This window comes from Paraburkholderia tropica (genome assembly GCF_900109265.1).
In the GTDB taxonomy this organism is placed as follows: Bacteria; Pseudomonadota; Gammaproteobacteria; order Burkholderiales; family Burkholderiaceae; genus Paraburkholderia; species Paraburkholderia tropica.
Genome location: NZ_FNZM01000003.1, coordinates 391,188 through 408,206 on the forward strand (window position 1 = coordinate 391,188; position 17,019 = coordinate 408,206).

General features: G+C 69.2%; 12 protein-coding genes. 3 read left to right on the forward strand and 9 right to left on the reverse strand.

Features of this window, described 5'->3' with window-relative positions; translation table 11 throughout:
• The first annotated feature begins 137 nt into the window (after window positions 1–137).
• Both BMY06_RS06285 and BMY06_RS06290 read left to right on the forward strand, forming a co-directional pair.
• Entirely contained in the window at window positions 138–596 is a 459-nt protein-coding gene (locus tag BMY06_RS06285) for a hypothetical protein (RefSeq protein WP_124263116.1), read from the forward strand.
• A 178-nt stretch (window positions 597–774) separates the two neighbouring features.
• Complete coding sequence (locus BMY06_RS06290) at window positions 775–4,065, forward strand: hypothetical protein (protein ID WP_074982074.1); 3,291 nt, start codon at window positions 775–777, stop codon at window positions 4,063–4,065.
• Between the two features lie 29 nt (window positions 4,066–4,094).
• On the opposite strand, the gene BMY06_RS06295 is transcribed toward BMY06_RS06290, so the two are convergent.
• The 3 genes from BMY06_RS06295 to BMY06_RS06305 all read right to left on the reverse strand — a co-directional run bounded on the left by BMY06_RS06295 (window position 4,095) and on the right by BMY06_RS06305 (window position 12,011).
• Complete coding sequence (locus tag BMY06_RS06295) at window positions 4,095–7,469, reverse strand: hypothetical protein (RefSeq protein ID WP_074982076.1); 3,375 nt, start codon at window positions 7,467–7,469, stop codon at window positions 4,095–4,097.
• Between the two features lie 91 nt (window positions 7,470–7,560).
• Window positions 7,561–11,202: an ATP-binding protein gene (locus BMY06_RS40095; RefSeq protein ID WP_074982078.1), complete on the reverse strand. Its 3,642-nt coding sequence runs from the start codon at window positions 11,200–11,202 to the stop codon at window positions 7,561–7,563.
• A 185-nt stretch (window positions 11,203–11,387) separates the two neighbouring features.
• Window positions 11,388–12,011, reverse strand: coding sequence for a GNAT family N-acetyltransferase (locus BMY06_RS06305; protein ID WP_074982079.1), 624 nt, complete (start codon window positions 12,009–12,011; stop codon window positions 11,388–11,390).
• 498 nt (window positions 12,012–12,509) lie between these two features.
• Here BMY06_RS06305 and BMY06_RS06310 point away from each other — a divergent pair, with 498 nt between their 5' ends.
• Window positions 12,510–13,052: a hypothetical protein gene (locus tag BMY06_RS06310; protein WP_065060790.1), complete on the forward strand. Its 543-nt coding sequence runs from the start codon at window positions 12,510–12,512 to the stop codon at window positions 13,050–13,052.
• A gap of 105 nt (window positions 13,053–13,157) precedes the next feature.
• Here the strand turns inward: BMY06_RS06310 and BMY06_RS06315 are convergent, their stop codons facing one another.
• From BMY06_RS06315 to sctS, 6 genes are all read right to left on the reverse strand, one after another.
• Window positions 13,158–13,613 (reverse strand): CesT family type III secretion system chaperone, encoded by a 456-nt coding sequence (locus tag BMY06_RS06315; RefSeq protein WP_065060789.1) that lies wholly within the window; start codon window positions 13,611–13,613, stop codon window positions 13,158–13,160.
• Between the two features lie 91 nt (window positions 13,614–13,704).
• Window positions 13,705–13,872: a hypothetical protein gene (locus BMY06_RS39520; protein WP_156773769.1), complete on the reverse strand. Its 168-nt coding sequence runs from the start codon at window positions 13,870–13,872 to the stop codon at window positions 13,705–13,707.
• Window positions 13,873–14,038: 166 nt separating this feature from the next.
• Entirely contained in the window at window positions 14,039–14,287 is a 249-nt protein-coding gene (locus tag BMY06_RS06320; RefSeq protein WP_065060788.1) for a type III secretion protein, read from the reverse strand.
• A 36-nt stretch (window positions 14,288–14,323) separates the two neighbouring features.
• Window positions 14,324–15,577 (reverse strand): HrpD5 family protein, encoded by a 1,254-nt coding sequence (gene hrpD5 / locus BMY06_RS06325; RefSeq protein ID WP_074982080.1) that lies wholly within the window; start codon window positions 15,575–15,577, stop codon window positions 14,324–14,326.
• Window positions 15,578–15,720: 143 nt separating this feature from the next.
• On the reverse strand, window positions 15,721–16,716 hold the full coding sequence (locus tag BMY06_RS06330; RefSeq protein WP_074982082.1) for a hypothetical protein: 996 nt from the start codon (window positions 16,714–16,716) through the stop codon (window positions 15,721–15,723).
• A gap of 16 nt (window positions 16,717–16,732) precedes the next feature.
• Window positions 16,733–16,996 carry a type III secretion system export apparatus subunit SctS gene (gene sctS, locus BMY06_RS06335; RefSeq protein WP_065061009.1) on the reverse strand — a complete coding sequence of 88 codons (264 nt, stop codon included), beginning with the start codon at window positions 16,994–16,996 and terminating at the stop codon, window positions 16,733–16,735.
• Window positions 16,997–17,019: the final 23 nt, after the last annotated feature.

Below are 17,019 nucleotides of genomic sequence, written 5' to 3' on the forward strand. Positions count from 1 at the left end.
GCCGATCCCTGCGCATTCGATTCGCGATGCATCGCCTTTCGCCATGGGCGTTGGATTGACATACCGCTTCGCATACGCGAACACGATTTCCCACTCGCGCATCGCGACGGAAAAAACTCGACTATGATGGAGCGCTCTTGCGTCGACCGCGCATGTTGCCGCGCTCGGCGTTCAATCCGACGACCCTCGCGCGGGCTGCGGCGCGCGCCTCGATTCACGACGAGCCGACATTGACTTCCCCACACGGTTTCAAGGCACGGCTGAGCGCCGCCGCGTTCATCGCTTGCACGTTGTCTACTGCCGCGCACGCGCAAACGACGACCAATCCCGTCGCGTCGATTTGCCAGGCACGCGCGCATAACGCGCAACTCGTCGCGCAAGACCGCGACGCGGGCATCACGCGCGAGCAGGAAATGCAGAAGGCGTATCGCGTAGCGGGCGCCATGCCCATCGGGCGTCAGCAATATGCACTCGCGGAAATGAGCCAGTTTGTCGACGGGCTTTATGGCCGCTATGCGAAAGTCTCGCCGCAGGACGCCTATACGAAGTACCTCGCGTATTGCGAAGGGCAGCAGTCGCGCGTGCCGGTGCAGTGAATCGTCGGCCGATTCACGTCATGCACAACGCAACAAGTGAGCAAGCCGGCGTGGCTTGCTTCGCGTGACGCTTCGTGAGTTCGCATTCGCCTGCGCGCCCCGGCTTTTCGCCGCCAAAGATGGACGATCGTCGTCGTAAAGCCATCGACGACAACCGACTATCGACGGGAGAGCGCCTGTGGGGAATCCGTTCAACTTCAACATTCGATCATTGCTGGGCGGCGGTTCCGCCGCCCAGCAGCAAGCCCCGCAGCCACCGGCGCCGCAGGCGAGCCAGCCCCTGACGAATAGCGATCCGCTGCCCGATCGGCGTGCGCCGGACAGCGTGCTCGGCGGCCTGAAGTCGCTGAAAAACGAGTTGCCGAATGCAACGCCGCCCGCGAATGGCGAGGCGATGCCGCCCACGTCCGCGTTGCGCAAGAATCTCAGCGGCGGCGGCATTCGACAGAACCTCACGCCGTTCGCGGCGTCGAGCAGCGTCAGTGCCTCGCGGCCTGCGCCGCAAGTCGAGGTGGCGGCCGACCAGATCCGCACGCCGAAGCCGAACGCCAAAACGCCACTTGGCGTTGCGTCGCAACACCCCACCAACGTGAACACGGCGCTCGGCAAAAACGCGCGTGAGACGGCATCGAGCGCGCACCTGGAATTGCGGCAGGACGATGCGTTCGATCGCAAGCTCGAAACGCTGTTCCCGCTGCCCGCCCATGCCACGGCGCAGGCGCGCCAGGAGCGCACGCAACTGATTCAGGACGTGCGTGCCGCGATCCCGCAGAACGCGCGCGGCGAGCCGCCGCTCGCGAAGGCGCGCTATCTGGGCCATGCGCTTGCCGAGGCGAGCGGCGGCGACGTCGCGCGCGCCCGCGCGGCGCTCGCGAATCTGCAAGGCACGCCGGGCGCTCCGCAGGCGCAGCAGGACGGCTTCGCGGCGCGCTGCGCGATGGCGCGTTCGCACGCGGCGTTCGGCGCGTTACGCGATGTCGATCAGGGACCGGCGATCAATCCGCGCAACGGTCCGGGGCAGGGCGGCGTCGATGCGCGTGACCACAAGATTCACGACGAAGCCGACTGGCAGACCTGGCGCGCCGCCGATGCGCTGCTCGCCGCGTGGCCGCGTAACGCCGCTGCAAACGGTGCAGCGCCGCCCGCGCCACCCGCTTCGCTCGACGAACTTGGGCACGCCGCCAATGCGATGTTGCCCGCCGCCGAGCGTCTGAATTTGCCGAACGCACCAGTTGCCAATGCTACGGTATCCGAAGCACTGGCCGGACAGACGCAGAACGCCAAGGCGTTTCTCTGCGCGCGCGCGCTCGTCGACGACACGCACGCGCAACCGCCCATCGCATTGCGCTCGGCCTATCTTGCGCATCGCAACGGCATTGCCGAAGCCGACGTCGGCAAGATCCAGGGGCGTATGTACTCGCTCGTCAAACACGCGCAGCGCAACACCACCGCGCCGCGCACCGGCTCCTGGCTCAATCGTCAGACGCAGCGCTTCAAGCAGGCCATGACGCACGACGTCAAGCAGGGCGTGAAGCAGGCGTTCGGCCACGAGAAAAATCCGATCGGCGCGCTCGGTCTCGGCACGGCGGGCGGCGTGATGGATCATCCGGAGGAAGATTTCAGCACGCTGCATTCGATCGATGCGGTGGTCAATCATCTGAACGGGAATGTCGCCAGCGCCGCGCCCACGCAAAACATGCAGCCGAACGATCCCGTGCTGGAGCAGGCGGTCCGCGCCGCCGCATTGATCCAGTGGAAGAATTCGATCGGCACCAAGGGCTGGCTTCACGACGACATGAAACTCGGCCGCTTCCAGCGCGCTCAGATGGCGCGCGACGTCGCGCAGGCGCTGCATATCGACAAGGAAACGGTGCGCAGCAATCCGACTTTCCAGTCGCTTTCGAAGATGCGCGGCGCGAAGAAACTGAACGCGCAGACGCTCGATGAGTGGGCGACCGGCGCCGGCATGAACATGGGCGCGGCGGTCCCCGGCAGCGGACGCTCGCTGCGCGAGAACCTCGACCGCATGAAGGCGATTCGCCAGGACCCGATCGAAACGCCGCAGACGCCGCAAGGCAATGTGGGCGCGCTGTGCAATCTGATCGACACCATTCCGAAGACGTGGAGCGTGCAGATGTCGAGCGGCGGCGTCTATGGGCTCGATGCGAATATTTCCGAAAACCTCGCCACGGCGCTGGGCCTCGTCGGTGCGCCGAGCGCCTCGGTCGCGCCGGACGTGCGTTATCTGAAAGGCCGTCATGCGGTGCTCGAAGTGGGCTCGACCTCGCACCACGGCGAAGTGTTCATCGGCACCGATACGCGTAAGTCCGCGCACCTCGGCGCGTCGGGATTCATCGGTTGGAGTCTCGCGGGCGGCAAGGTGCTGGCGAGCGTGGCGCCCTCGCTCGTGGGCGGGCGCGACAAGAGCAGCCCGCGCGGCGTGGTGATCCGCGCGCCGTACTCGCAGACGAATCATCCGAATGACGACAACGCCTGGCGCGGCAAGCTCGGCGACGCCGTGCGCACGATCGGCGGTTCGGGGCCCGGCGGCACGATGCCGCAAAACAAGGACGAGATGTGGAACGGCATGGCGCACGAATATTTCGCGGACCCGGATCTCTCGATCGGTTGGGTCGAGAACAAGGCGCATACCGATTACGCCTCGCTCTCCGGCACGGGCGGCGTGCGCTACGTGACCTCGGCGAACGTGAAGGTGGGCGCGTTCGTGAGCGGCGAAGTGACCGGCAATCGCAGCGTCGCGCACGCGACCGACGAGAGCGGTGCGCGCACCGTCAACAAGTCGTCGAACAGTCTTAACTTCGCGGCGAACGCGAGCGCCGCTGTGGTGGCGAGCCCGCCGCCCGTGCCCGTGTCCGGACCGGGGCCGTTCAACTCGCTGTCGTTTTCGAGCGTGCCGGTTTATGGCATCGGCACCACGGTGCTGCAATCGGGCAAGGGCTCGACGTTGCGTCTTTACGAGGAGCACGGCGAGATCGTGCCCGAGCGCACCTATCGCGACACGGAGTTCACGCGCGTGGGCGATTATCTGCAATACATCGACAGCCGCAACGACGCGTGGGTTACGTCGATGGAGGGCAACCAGAACGAGCTGAGCACGTATCAGACACGCGTGAAGCTCAACGCCACGCGCAGCAACCAGTATCACGGCGAGCGCCAGCGCATGGTGCCGGGCGCGGCGCGCGAGATCAACGCCTATCGCGGCGCGCTGCGCATGTACGAGGAGCGCGGGCACGAGCCGACGCAGTCCGAGCAGCAGGAGATGCTGCGCATTCGCGGCGAGATCGCGCGCGTGCTCGAAGCGCCGTCGAGCTGGACCAATCACGTGCTCTACAGCTACGAGTCGAATCAGGCGCAACGCACCAAGGGGCTGTCGTACGTGTTCGCCGCGCAGACGGTGCGCTCGGTCACGGCCCAGCGCGAACTGAGTGCATTGTCCGCGCGCGCGTGACGCGGACGCCGCCGTTGCGTGCGTCAGCGTCATCCGTTGCCTGTTTGATTCGCGGGCGCGTTCGGGTCCGGCCGCGCGCGCTGATCGACTCGTTCGAGCAAGCCGAACGGAACGGTCTGCGCGAACAGTTCGCGGTCGCCGGTCGCGCTCGTCTGCGTGTTCATCTGCACCATGAAATTCAGGCCGGGGCCGAGCGTGACGGTGGTGCGCTCTTTCACCTTCAATTCGGCAGGCATCCATGATGCCGGGTCCTGGAGAATGCGTGCCGACTTCGCGTCGAGTTGCGCGTGCTCCGCGTGCGCGTCTGCGGGCAACTGCAATTTGACGGCCGCGACCGTATCGAGCCGGGACGCGGCGTCGCGACGCAAACGATAGCGGTGGAAGTAAGTCTGATTGGGCCGGCGATTGGCCTTCACGTCGCCCAGATGCTGATCGAGCCGTTCGGCCGCGAGTTCGCGCGGCGGTCGTAGCTGCACGTCGGGATCGGCTTGACGCCGCGTGTGCTGCTCATCGGCAATCTGTTCGGCAAACAGATCGATCCATTGCTCGCGGCTCGCGTCGATCGCCTGCGTGTAGGTGTGCGCGCTCGAATACTCGGTGTCGAACAGACAGGCGCGGTGCATCAGCTTGCCGTCTTCGCGCACGAGCTGGATCTTCGCGAGATGGCTGTCGTCGGCGAAAGTCAGCGTGCCCGAGGGCGCGTCGAGCGACGCGAAGCCGACGCCCACCTTGCCGACGTTTTCGGTGGCGCTCACGCTCGCGCCGAAGCGTCCCAGCAATCGCGAGCCCGCGCCCACGCGATGCTGCTCGATCTGCATGCGTCCGCTGGTTTCCTTCGAGTCGAGCGTCTGTTTCGCGGTGCGTTCGTAGCCGACGCCGGCCGTCGCGCCCACGCGCGCGAACGAAGCCGGGCCGGGCAGCTTGACCGATACGCCGACGTCGGCGGACGCGCCGCGCTTGACCGTGCGCGCGACGGTGTCGGTCCAGCTCACCGACACATCGGGGTCGTCGAAATAACGCTGCGCGAGCCGGTTCCAGGTGCCTTGCGAACCGCCCGAATCCGGTGCGTGCGCGTGCGTGGTTTCGTCGAACACATGATCGATGATGCCGCTGAGTTTCTCGCGCATCGCGTTGTCGTCGTAACCGGTGCCGTCGTCTTTCACGCGCCGCGCCACGCGCAGCGAAACGCCGCTCGGCTCCGAGAGTTCGCGCGAATGCAGCACCGCTTGCGTGGTCAGGCCCGCGCGCATCTGCGTGAGGCCGACGTCGAAGTCATAACCCACCAGCACGCCCGCGCCCGCATGGCGCACCGAGGTTTTCGTGGTGCCGAGGAACATCTCGACGCCCTGCGTGCCGCGGCTCAGTTCGACCACGGCCTCGCGGGATTTCGACGCGCGCAGATCGACGCGCGGCGCGACGGGCACCGCGCCCGCATGCAGCACCTTGCCGATGTTCGCGCTCAGGCCGCGCGTGCTCACGCCGAGGCGCGCGCCATCGGTCAGACGCAGACGCGAACTCGACTGCAACCCGTTGGCGACGTCCTTGAGCGACTGGCGCAGATCGTCGGCGCTCCTGGGATCGGCGGGCGTGGCGGTCGAGACGTCGGGCGTGGCTTTCTGCTTCAGGTCGTCGAGTTGCGCCCAGAACGGCGAGTCGGCGGGCACCTGCGCGACCTTGCCCCACGACGCGAGGCGTTCGAGATCGAACGGGCCGCGTGCGATCGATTTGAACGGCGCGCTGCGGGCGAGTTCGTGCGGCGTGGCGGCGGCCCAGCGGTGGGCGACGTCGCGCACGCGCGCGAGCGTGGCGGGCGAGGGCACGTCGCGCGGCGTCAGTTCCGTGGCCATGGTTTCGGCGCGTTGCGCGATGGCGCTGAGCTGCTCGGCGTTCGGGCGGCCGTTGGCGAAGCCGCCGCTTTCGAGCCAGACGTGCAGCGCCGCCAGTTCGGCGATCGAACGTTCGGGCCGCGCGTGCGCGAGCGCGGCGGCGGGGCGCATCTCGGGGCGCTCGACGAGCGGCGGCAGCGCGCCTTGCATCGCTTCCTTGAGCGCCTTCCGCTCGTCGGCGACGGTCTTGCGCGGCACGCCCTGGGTGCCGTAACGCAGCGCCGAGAGCGGCGAGCGCTGCTTGCCGAACAGGCGCGGCAGAAAGCTTTTCCAGCGGCTGTCGCCCGCGCGGTCGATGGTCTTGCCCGAGAACTTGTTCAGACGCTCGCGGGCGCGCGACAGTTCGGTGCCGGGACCGTCCTCGCGGAAGTTCTGCCGCCACGCGAAGAACGCGCCTTTTTGGTCGTCGGTGAGCGCCTGGCGGCCGTAGCGCGAGAACGTCGATGCCGCGTTGTACGCGCGCCAGGCGAGCGGCGTGTCCTTCAGCGATGCGCCGGGCGCGGGCGCGTGGCGCGCGGCGACGGCGGCGGGCGAGACATCGTGCGTGGCGGCGTTCATCGCGGGTTCGAGCGTGTCGGCGGTTTGCAGCATCATGCGTTGGGCGAGGCGCTGCGACGCTGTCTGCGTGGGCGGCTGCGCGGCTTCCTGTGAAGCGTCGGGCGCGGCGGCGCCCGCTTGCGCGCGCAAGTGTTCGAGCGCTTCGAAGCCCGCGTCGCTGCGCGAGAGCAGCGTTGCGACATGCCACGCGCGGTTCTGCGCGGGCGTGACGGGCGCGCTCGACTGCATGCGCGTGAAGTCGAGTCCGCCGAGCGCGTCGAGCACGTCGTTCGCTTGCCGCGCGTCGCCGACGTGCGCGCCGTGCAGCGCCTGCGCGAGCAGCGCGCCGCGCGTGGCGGCGGGGGCGTCGGCGGGCGCGCCGAGCGTGTGCAGCCGCTGCGAAAGCCGCGCGGAGGCCTGGGCGTCGTCGCGCGGGCCGGGCAGACGCTGCGCCACGTAGCTGAGCAGCGCATGGCCGCCGTCCATCGCGTCCGCGAGCGCGTGGCCCGCGCCCTGGTCGGCGGCGGTGGCGGCGACAGGGTGGGCCGTTTGCGCGGACGCCTGCGCGCCCGACGCCGCCGTTTTCGCCAGCGCCGCGCGGCCCGTCTTCGCGCCGTTTTCGAGCGGCGTGGCGGCGACGGTCGAGGCCGTCACCGGCCGCTCGGGCAGGCGCTGGCCCTCGGCCTTGAAATCGGTCGGCGCGAACGGCTTGCCGTGCGAACTGCGCTGCCGGGCGGCCGTGCTGATATCGAATTTCGCCGCGCGCAGACGCTGACCGGTGCGCGACAGCGCATGAGCGAAGCGGCCCAGCGTCGAGTCTTCGGTGAGTGCTTGCGGCTGGGCTTGCGGCTCCGCCTGCGCCTGCTGTTGGGCCTGACGTTGCGCCTGACGTTGCGCCTCGGTCAGCGCGGCGGTCTCGTGCCCGGCGGCTTCGTGCGTCGCGTTCGTCTGGGGCGGCGGGAGGGCGTGGAGATCGGACATGAGTCGGGCGTGCGGTGGGCAGGCGGCGGGACGCGATGCAACCCACGTTAGGCACCGACTGTGACACCCCGAAGCACGACGCGAAGCGCCGTCAGCGAATCCGAACCTGTTCGCTCGCGCGCGGCACGTCGAGCGTTTCGATGTCGACCGTGATGCGCAGCGCGACCCGCTGCGCATGGCAGCGCCGCGCCTGCGCGAGCGCCGCGTCGAGCCGCGCGCGCACGCTTTGCGTGGACTCGCCGGCCGCGAGGCGCAGCGCCGCCTCGATCCGTTGCATCTCCGCCGCGTGCCAGAGTTCGCCGACGCGTTCGGCGCGCAGCAGCGCCATGCGCACGGCGGCGCCGAGCGCCGTGGCCAGCGCTGCATCGTCGGCGAGCGGTGGACGCGGCAACAGCGACGCGACGAACGCGATATCGATCAGATAGACGCGGTCGCGGCCCAGCCGCCGCGCGACGCCGTCGAGCAGCCTGCGCGCGGCGTCGCGGTCGCCCGCGAGCGCGTCGAGCCAGAGTTGCACGTCGAGGCCTGCGCGCAGCCAGCGGCGCGGTCCGCCCGCGCGCGCGCAGGCGATTAGCGCGGCCGAGCACGACTGGGCGCGCGCGGTGTCGCCGTCGAGCACGGCGAGCGCGCAGGCGATGGCGAACGCGGCGCCGCGTGCGGCCAGGTCGGGGTCGTCGTCGGAGACGTCGAGCGCGCCGCTCAACGGCACGCCGACGAACCAGCGCGCGACCGCGAGCACGGCGCTCGCCACCAGCGGCAGCGCGAGGCCGAAGCCGCGCGCCATCGCTTCGGCGTCGAGCAGCGTCTCGTGGTCGATCCCGGCGAGCGTGAGCGCGCCCGACGCGGGCTTGCTGAGCGCGGCGATCGCCTGCCCCGGCGTGGCGTCCGCGCAGGCGAGGCGGCCGGGCGTGTAATGATCGACGAGCGGCGCGAGCTTCTCGATGGCGGACTCGAATTCGCCGTGCCAGGCGTGCACGAGGCCTTCGAGACAGTGCGCGTTGACGAGCGCCGCCGGATGCCGCGCAATCGCCGCGATCTCGCCGAATTCGGTGACGAGCGGCGCGGCGCGCGTCACGTCGCCCGCATCGATCGCGTTCATCACGAGCCGGAACAACGTGTAGAGCCGATACGGCGTATCCGCGCATTCGGTCGCGAGCGCGTAGGCGCGGGACCAGTTCGCGTCGATCTCGGCGGCGCTCGCGTGAGTGGGCGGCAACGCGCGCGCGAGCGCGGCGTGCAGGCGCATTTCGTCGCGGATCAGACGCACGGGCGCGGCCTGGGCACGCGCCAGCGCCGCGCGGATCCAGCCCACGTACTCGTCGGTCAGCGCGAGCGCGGGCCACAGCGGCGCGCCCTGATCGAGCAGTTCCGCGCACAGTTCGACCTTGTTGGCCGCGAGCGCCCAGTCGAGCGCGGCGCGCAGATTGTCGATGTCGTGGCGCAGCATCTGCGTGTTGACGCCGGGGTTGCCGCACGGGTTGCCGGACACGTTGCCTCGCTCGCGCACGGGCAGTGCCACACGCCGCGCGAGCATGCGGGCGAGATGGTTCGCGTGATGCGCGCTCGCCTCATGGCTTTCGCGATGACGATCGAGCGCTTCGAGCGCGAAGCGCCGCACCGCGGGCGGCAGGCGCAGGCGGGCGCAATCTGTTGCGACGACGGAATTGGCCGCCGGGGTTTCATCGGCTTCGTTGATGAAACCGAGATGGGCGAGTGTGCGCAGCGCGTGTTCGAGCGTGGCGGGCTTGCTTTCGGCGTTCTCGTCGAGATTGAGCTTGTCGTTGTCGGGGAGCGCGAACGCGCCCAGTAACTCGAGCGCCGCCGCGCGCGAAAAAGCGCCCGCGAATATCGCGAGACGCCGCAGCGCGACAGACGCCGTTTCGTCGAGCGCGGCGCTCGACCATTCCAGCACCACGCGCACGATCTCCGCGTGAGGCAAGGCGATGCGGCTCGCGCCCGCGCGGCGCGTCACGAGCGCGTCGAGTTCGTGCGCGCAGGCGGCGAGCGTGGCGTAGAGCGGTGGCGCGGCATCGGCGCTGGCGCTGGCGTCTGGGTCTGGGTCGGTGTTGACGGCGGGTGTGCAGGCACATGCGTGCGTGCGCGCGGCGATGGCCGACGCGGCCAGTTCGAGCGCGAGCGGCAAGCCGTCGACGCGCTGACACACGCGTGTCGCCGCCATCAATGCCAGGTAGACCGAATCATTCGGCGATGCGGTCTGCGTCACCTGAGCGGCGGCATGAAGCGCGCTCAGATGCGTCTGCGGATCGTGCATCGCAGGCGTGGGGCGCTGTGTGCGCGATTGAACTGGCGAATAAGCGGCCAACTGACCAAGCCGTTGCCCGAGCTTCGCCAGCAGCAAGGGCAGCGCATCGTGGCTGGCGAGCGGCGCGCCCGCGCCGGTCTCGCGCACGCCTGTGCCATGAGGCGGCGTGCGCAACGGCGCGATGGCGACCGGCAGTTCCCCGCTGATGAACAGCGGCGTCTGCGCCGTGACGAGCACGTGCAGTCCGCTCGCGCCGGCCACCAGCGCTTCGATGGTCAGCTCGGCGGCCTCGCCCAGTCCGTCGCAATGATCGATCACAATCAGCACGCGGCGCGCGCCGATGCGGGCTGCGAGCGCCGCGGGCGAACCGTAGTCGGGCACGGGTGCGAGACCGAGCGCCGCGCCGGTCGCGTGGGCGATGCGCTCGGGCTGCGAGAGCGAGGCGAGATCGGCCCAGAACACGCCATCGGGGAAATGCGAGCCCAGACGGCTGGCCGCTTCGGCGGCGAGGCGCGTCTTGCCGATTCCCGATGCGCCCGTGAGCGTGACGACGCGCCGCTCGGGCACGACGGCCAGCAACTCGGATAGCTCCGCATGGCGTCCCGTGAACGGCGTGAGCGGCGCGCCGCACTGGGCGCGTAGCGCCGCCTCGACGCCGGCCGGCCCGAACGCGGCGAACGCAGACGTCGATGCAGGCATCGATGCCGACCCTGAGGCCGTGTCGGCCCCGGACAACGGTGCGGGCAAATCCACTTCGTGGTGGCCCGGCAACGCCGTCTGGGCGACGCCCGGTTGGCTGCCGGCGTGGGCTGATGTAGCGGCGACGGCAGGCGCGGCGGGACGTGTCGCCGAGAGCCGCTTGGCGCGTGGCGCGGCGGCGCGCGGTGCGGTCTGATCGACGATGCGCTCGCCCGGCGCGCCAAAGTCGGCTTCGACGGCGCGCGCGAAGGCCCGGTCGAATTCATGACCTGGGAGGGGGGCCGGGGCGTGGCTGTCGGGGTTGGCGCGGCCGGTGTCGTCGCGGGATTCGCTGGCCGCGCCGGTCGATGCCGTGGGCGCGTTGCCTTGCGCAGCATCATCGCTACGCGTGAAGGCCGATGCCGATGCCGACGGAGACTCGCCACCCGAAGCCGCCGCACGTGCCTCCAGCAGCCGGATCGTGCCGCTGAAGCGATAGCCGCGCCCCGGCACGGTCACGATCAGATCGCGCTCCTCGTCGAGCGCGCGGCGGATCGCGGAAATCTGCGCCTGCACGGTGTTGGCGTCGACGGGCGCGCCGTTCCAGACCAGCTCGCGCAGTTCCGCCGCCGACACCACGCGGCCATCGGCGTCGAGCAGCGCCACGAGCACGGCGAACGGGCGCGCGGCGAGGTCGATCGCGGCGCCGTCGGCGATCAGCAGACCGGCGTCGCGCGCGAGCCAGAAACGGGAAAAGGCCAGGACCTGACCGGTCAGCCGGGGTAGGGACATCGCAAGCGTCTCGGGAAAAATTCGCAGCGCGGTGGCGCTGCGCCATGGCGGAACGCATGCTGAAACGCTGCATTATTCGTCAGACGTTTGCATTATCGCTGCATTTGTGAACAAATGCCTCGCGAGTGCAATTTTGCTCATTCCGGCGGCGCCGGTGCGTGCATGCCGGATGGCGCGCGCCGCGCTCACGCTTCCGCCAGTTCCCAGCGCATGGTCGAGCGCAGCCATTCCACGCCCGAATTGGGCGCGGGCGGCGGCACGGGCGCGGCGCGCGTGAGCGCGTAGAGATAGCTGTCGGCGGCGAGCAGTCCGCGATTCGGGCGCGGTTCGTAGTTCGCGAGCGTCGCTTCGCGCACGAAGCCGAGGCGCTCCATCGCGCTGTGCGCGAGCCCGTCGACGGCGCAGCAGGCAAACACGCGGTAGACGCCGGGTTGCTCCATGAGCCAGTCGATCAGTTGCTGAAGCGCGAGCACGCCCGCGCGCCGCCGTCGCGCGCCGCCGTCGCGGCTGATCATCACGCCGATCTCCACGCGCGGCAGCGCAGGCTTCAGTTCGATGAGCGCCGTGAGCCGCTGCGTCTGCTGGCATTCGAGCACGTAGCGGATCAGCGTGCCGTCCTGCCAGCCGCGCAAGGCTTCGTCGATGAAGGCCGCCGTATCGTCGAGACGCGTGTGGCGCGCGAGCGGCAGATCGCGCATGGTGTCGGCGTCGCCGAGCATCTGGTCGAAGAGCGCGGGCGCGTCGGCGCGCGTGAGTGGGCGCACGAGCAGCGTCGGCGCGTTGATGCGGTCGAGTGGAATGAAACGCATGGTGCGGGCCTCCCGGTGCCGGTCTGTCGTGAGTTTGTCGTGAATTTGTCGTGGATTCGTCGTGGATTCGTCGTGGACTAAGCGGGCGCCGTCGCGTGTTCTATCGGATGGGCCGAAGTGCGATGGCGTGTCAGTCACCGGGCGAGTGTGAGCGCATCGCGGCAGCGCGCGCGACCGCTCCGCGAAGCCGCGCGCGACGGCGCGAAGTGGCGAAGATCCGGCGATCCGGCGATCCGGCGATCCGGAGCGTCGCGGCGCGCGCAGCAAAGCACCTTGTGATCCGCGCCGATCGCCCGCATCGCTGCGCTTTGCTTCGCGCGCTTTGCGTCGCGCGCTTCGCATCGCGCGACACGCGTTCGCGCCGAGCCAGCGATGCGCGTGCGAGCGTTGTAAGGTCGAGCGTATCCGTCCGGCTGCGGGCCTCGCCGCGCTTGCTCGCGCGCGTGACGTGCAGCCGTGTCGCCCCGCGACCGATCGCATCGAGGAGGACGCCCAGCGATGAATGCACCCACCATCGGCCGTACGCACGGCACCACGCCGCTGCCGGATACCACGCCCGCGCACGAAGCGGGCGCGCCCGCGAAACTTCCGGGCACGCCCCAGCCGCAAACCGAAGACGGGAAACTCGCCACGCTGTCCGCGCTCAATAGCGGCGCGCAAACGGGCGGCCAGGCGGCGGCGGGCAAAGGCAAGCGCGCGTCGTTCGCCGCGAAGCCCGACACCGCGCAGACCGGCAACGCGAGTTCGTCGCACACGCAGACGCCCACAGCCACCGCCGCCAACGGACAGCATGGCGCGCCCGTCGCGCCGGTGCAGCATGGCCAGCCGCCGGCGTTCGCGCCGCAGCAGTCGGCGTTCGGCAAGGCGTCGAGTTTGTTGCAGGATGCGGCGCCGCTGGTCAGCGGCGGGGCGGGTGTGCTGGGCGCGGGCATGCAGATCGCGGGCGGCGTGATGCAGGCGATCCAGTCGGCGGAAATGGCGATCGCCGAAACCATCAAGAACGGCGCGCACAACGTCGAAGAAGCGTCGCGTCCGGTTTGATTGAAGCGCGTCGCGGCGCGGCGCGGCGCGCTTGTTTAATTCGGTATCCTGTTCGATTCGCAGTGCGCAGATGAAGTGCGCAGATGAAGTGCGCACGACGCGCACTTACGCCCTGAGCCAGAACAGCTCGCCCGAGGCGATGCCCTCGAACATCTCATCGCTCGATTCGACGATATTCTGCCGCCAGTAGCGGCCATGATCGGCGTAATGCGCGAGCAGGTCGGCGAGCGCTTCGCCGTCGAGGCCGGTTTCAAATGGCAGACGCAGCACGAGCACGATGCCGCCCGTGTCGCTGTCGATGCCGAGTTGCGCCTGGTCCTGCGCGTAAATCAGCAGATTGGCTTCGAGCATCAGCCGGAACACCACGAGCGTGCGCCCGGCCGTCACGGTGCCGAAGTGAAAATTCGCGTACATCGCGTCGAGATCGCGCTCGAAAAAATCGAGCCGCACGTCGAAGCCTTCCACCTCGATCGTGCGCGTGCGCAGCACCTGATCGACGTCGGCGAGACCGACCGTCGCGCACAGGTCCGCGACCAGGCTGGCATAGCGTTCGCTGCTCATCGTCCTCGCGGGAAAAAGAAGGGTGACGTGGCGAAGGGCGCGCCGCCCGCCACGCAGGCGTGGACAGAGCAGCGCGCCACACGCAGGGCGTTTAGCCGCCGCGCGATGCGTCCTTCACATTGCTCGCGCCGCTCTTGGCGACGTTCGAAACGGATGCGTACATGCTCTGTTCCACCTGCATCTGGGCGGACATCATGGTCATCTGGTCCATTTCCTGGGTGAGACCTTGCATCATGGAACCTGCCGAACCTACGGACATATCGACCTCCGTTGACTGCGATTGAACAACTTGAAAAAGGGCGTGGCCCTGCCTGATATTGCCGCCTCGCAAGCGCGCACGCGAACGCGCCTGCTTGCGAACTGGCCCGGTGACCGGCGCGGCGGCGAGCGCCGCGCCGGCAATAGACGTATGACGCGTATCGATATCAGCCGCGCGCGAGCGCCTGCTTTTCCTGCAGACGCGCGATCACGCGCGACGCGGCGATAAAGCCGCGATAGAGCTTGGCGAGATTGTTGCGGTCGACTTCATTGACGACCTGGGTCTCGCTGATCTGCTGCGCGGTGGCTTCGAGCGCGGCGCGGATCGCGTCCACGCGCGGAGCGGCCGCCGGATCGGCGAGCGTCTTTTGCAGATCGTTGAACTCGCTGCCATAGGGTTCGAGGTGCTGGTACATGTCGCTCTCCTGTTTGCCAGTGTGTTGACGTGTGATTCAGTGGGCTTGCGCGGACGTGGCGGCGCCGGGCAACGTCGACGGATCGGGTAACGCCACGTATTGCGGCGCGCCTGGCGTCACTTGCTGCGCGACGTGTTCCGCGCTGCGGCTGGCCGTGGCGACATCGACCGACGAAGTTTGCGGACGCGCCGCCTGCGTGCTGGTTGGTTCCGATGCCGTTGCGGTCGCCGACGAAGCGGGCGTTGCCGCTGCATCCGCCGCGCTCGCATCGGGGACGTCGACGGCATAAATGTGCTTCACGCCATCCGGCGTTTGCGCGTAGCGCACGTCGTCGGAAGAAATCATTTCGGAGTACGACGCGGTACTCGATGCGTTCGAACCGAATCCGCCCGACTCCGCCACATCGACGGCAATATGCTTCACGTTCGAATCGAGGTCGGCACGCACGCGTTCGAGCGCCGCACTCAGATCCGACTTGCTGGTCACCGTGCCCGTGACGGCGAAATTGCCGTCGCCGTCGTAACGCACATGCGCGCCCGCAATGCCGAGCGAGTCCTCGATACTGCGCGCGTCGTTCTGCGCCACGTCGTAGTTGCGCGACAGACCGCCTGGCGCGACGCGATCGAGCAGCGCGCGCACGGCGTCGTCGTCGGCGGAAGTCGCGACCATGCCGCTCACGACCACCGTATTGCCGAGCGCGCGCGCCGTGAGTCCGCGCACCTGTGCGGAGGCCAGCGCCGCGTTGACGCGCTGCGCACGCTCGCCGGCGTTGTCGGGCGCGGCGGCGCGGCTCATCTGCGTGGTCGTGACGAGCGAGGCGGCGGCCACCACGAGCCCCAGCACGAAGACGGCGGCGACCGCGCCCATGTAGCGGCGCTGCTTGCGGCGCGCGGCCGCGAACTTCGCCTCGGCGGGCCGCGTGAGCAACATCGAAAGCAGGTCGAGGTCCGAGGGCCACGCGGCGTCGGCGGCGCCGACGCACAGCACGATCTCGTCGAACTGCATCGGTACGAAATCGACCAGCAGCACCGTTTCCGGCGGCGCTTCGCTTGCCGCTTTAACGGCTTCCACTTCGGCGTCGTCGCGTGCGGATTCCTCGCTGACGCTCGCGCCGCTTTCACGCTGCGCGCTGACGACGCCCGTTGCATCGACATGCAGCAGCGCGCTCGTGCCGCGCCAGTCGCTCAACTGGATATCGGCGTCGTCGTCGGCGCCGATGCGGTGCGTGCCTGGCGCGAGCTGAAGCTGCGCACCTGCATGCACGCCCGTCAGTATGCGCAGGAGTTTCATCGTGCTTGCACCGTCTGATTCGAGGGATGGCCGCCCGTCCGCGCGGGCTGCGCAAGACGGGCCGGATCGTTGCTAATTTAGGCGGTCCGCAAGCTTTCTCACCGACGCGACGCGAAGGCGCCGCGTGCGATGCGAAGCGACGTTCATCGCGCCCTGCCGCGCGTGAACGCGGAGATCGACGACGCGCCGGGCAGCGCGGTGTTGCCGCTTGTGTCAGTGCTTGCGTTTTGCGCCGTCTCCTGCGGTTCGTGTGCCGCGGCCGCGCGCCCCAGCACGCCGTTGCGCAGCGCGTTCAGCGCACCGAGCGCGCGCGCCCCGCGTGCGCGCGTGTGAGGCAGGTCCGTGTCTTTCCACAGCAGGCCGACGAGCAGATTGAAATGGCGCGCGCGTTCGGGCAGCAACGGCCGCGTGCCCGCGGAATGTCCGGCACGATCCGCCTGCGTGCCACCGCGCTCGCGCAGCGCCGCGATGCCGCCGCCGCGCGGCATCGCGCCGATCTGCTGCTCGACCTGCAACCAGTCGATCTTGAGCTGATGCACGAGCGCGCCGACGTCCGTTTGCGGATTGGCCGCGACCTGTTTGTGGAGCGCGAGCAGATCGCTTTCCCACGCGTCGCGCACGGCGGCGGCGCGTGCGCTTTCCTCGCCCGGACCGAAACGCGCGGCGATCGCTTCGAGCCGTCCCGAGGGCGGCGGGATGGCCGCGGCGAGACGCGGCTTGACCGAAGGCAGTGCCAACGCGTCGTGATCGCCGTCGCGCTCGTCCTGCGATTGACCGCCGCCGCCGCCGCGCTGGCCGCCGTCACGCGTGACGCGCAGCCGTTCGCCATGCGCGCCGCCGCGTTCGCCCGCGCCTTCGTCATCGCCTCCGCCGCGCCGCAGATTGCGCTGCTGACGCTTTTCTGCGCGACGCTTGCGCGCGAGCGAGTCGGCCATGCGCCGCGCGCGCTGCGAACTCACCGTCGGCCCCGATTGCGGCGCGCTGCCGTACGTGAAGGTGGTTTCGCCGCGATAGAGCGCGGCGAACTGCGCGCTGTTACGCGCGTTCTGGGCGTTGGCGCTGCGCTGCTGCGCGTCGGTGGCGCGTTGCGCGCCGGCGCTCGCCGCGTCGTGCGCGGGATTGTGCGAGATGCGGCTCATCGTGGCTCCATGCGGATCAGAGCGGCACGGCGGCCTGCAGGATTTCGTTGGCGAAATGCAGCACGGCCGCGCACGAGAGCGGCGCCGCCACGACGATCGTGACCGTCACCGCGATGAGCTTGACCGCGTGCGACAGCGTCTGATCCTGCATCGACGTGATCGCCTGCAGAAACGACACGCCCAGCCCCACGACCGCCGCGACAATCACGGGCGGCAGCGAGACGGTCAGGCACAGCAACATGCCCTGCGTGGTGAAACGAACCAGCGTATCGGTATCCATAATCTCTCCGGCAAACTGCGTGC

Excerpts from the sequence above, each read along its gene's own strand:
- BMY06_RS06295 (WP_074982076.1), bottom strand. The coding sequence starts at position 7,469 with ATGTCCGATCTCCACGCCCTCCCGCCGCCCCAGACGAACGCGACGCAC.
- BMY06_RS40095 (WP_074982078.1), bottom strand. The coding sequence starts at position 11,202 with ATGTCCCTACCCCGGCTGACCGGTCAGGTCCTGGCCTTTTCCCGTTTC.
- BMY06_RS06305 (WP_074982079.1), bottom strand. The coding sequence starts at position 12,011 with ATGCGTTTCATTCCACTCGACCGCATCAACGCGCCGACGCTGCTCGTG.
- BMY06_RS06310 (WP_065060790.1), top strand. The coding sequence starts at position 12,510 with ATGAATGCACCCACCATCGGCCGTACGCACGGCACCACGCCGCTGCCG.
- BMY06_RS06315 (WP_065060789.1), bottom strand. The coding sequence starts at position 13,613 with ATGAGCAGCGAACGCTATGCCAGCCTGGTCGCGGACCTGTGCGCGACG.
- BMY06_RS39520 (WP_156773769.1), bottom strand. The coding sequence starts at position 13,872 with ATGTCCGTAGGTTCGGCAGGTTCCATGATGCAAGGTCTCACCCAGGAA.
- BMY06_RS06320 (WP_065060788.1), bottom strand. The coding sequence starts at position 14,287 with ATGTACCAGCACCTCGAACCCTATGGCAGCGAGTTCAACGATCTGCAA.
- hrpD5 (WP_074982080.1), bottom strand. The coding sequence starts at position 15,577 with ATGAAACTCCTGCGCATACTGACGGGCGTGCATGCAGGTGCGCAGCTT.
- BMY06_RS06330 (WP_074982082.1), bottom strand. The coding sequence starts at position 16,716 with ATGAGCCGCATCTCGCACAATCCCGCGCACGACGCGGCGAGCGCCGGC.
- sctS (WP_065061009.1), bottom strand. The coding sequence starts at position 16,996 with ATGGATACCGATACGCTGGTTCGTTTCACCACGCAGGGCATGTTGCTG.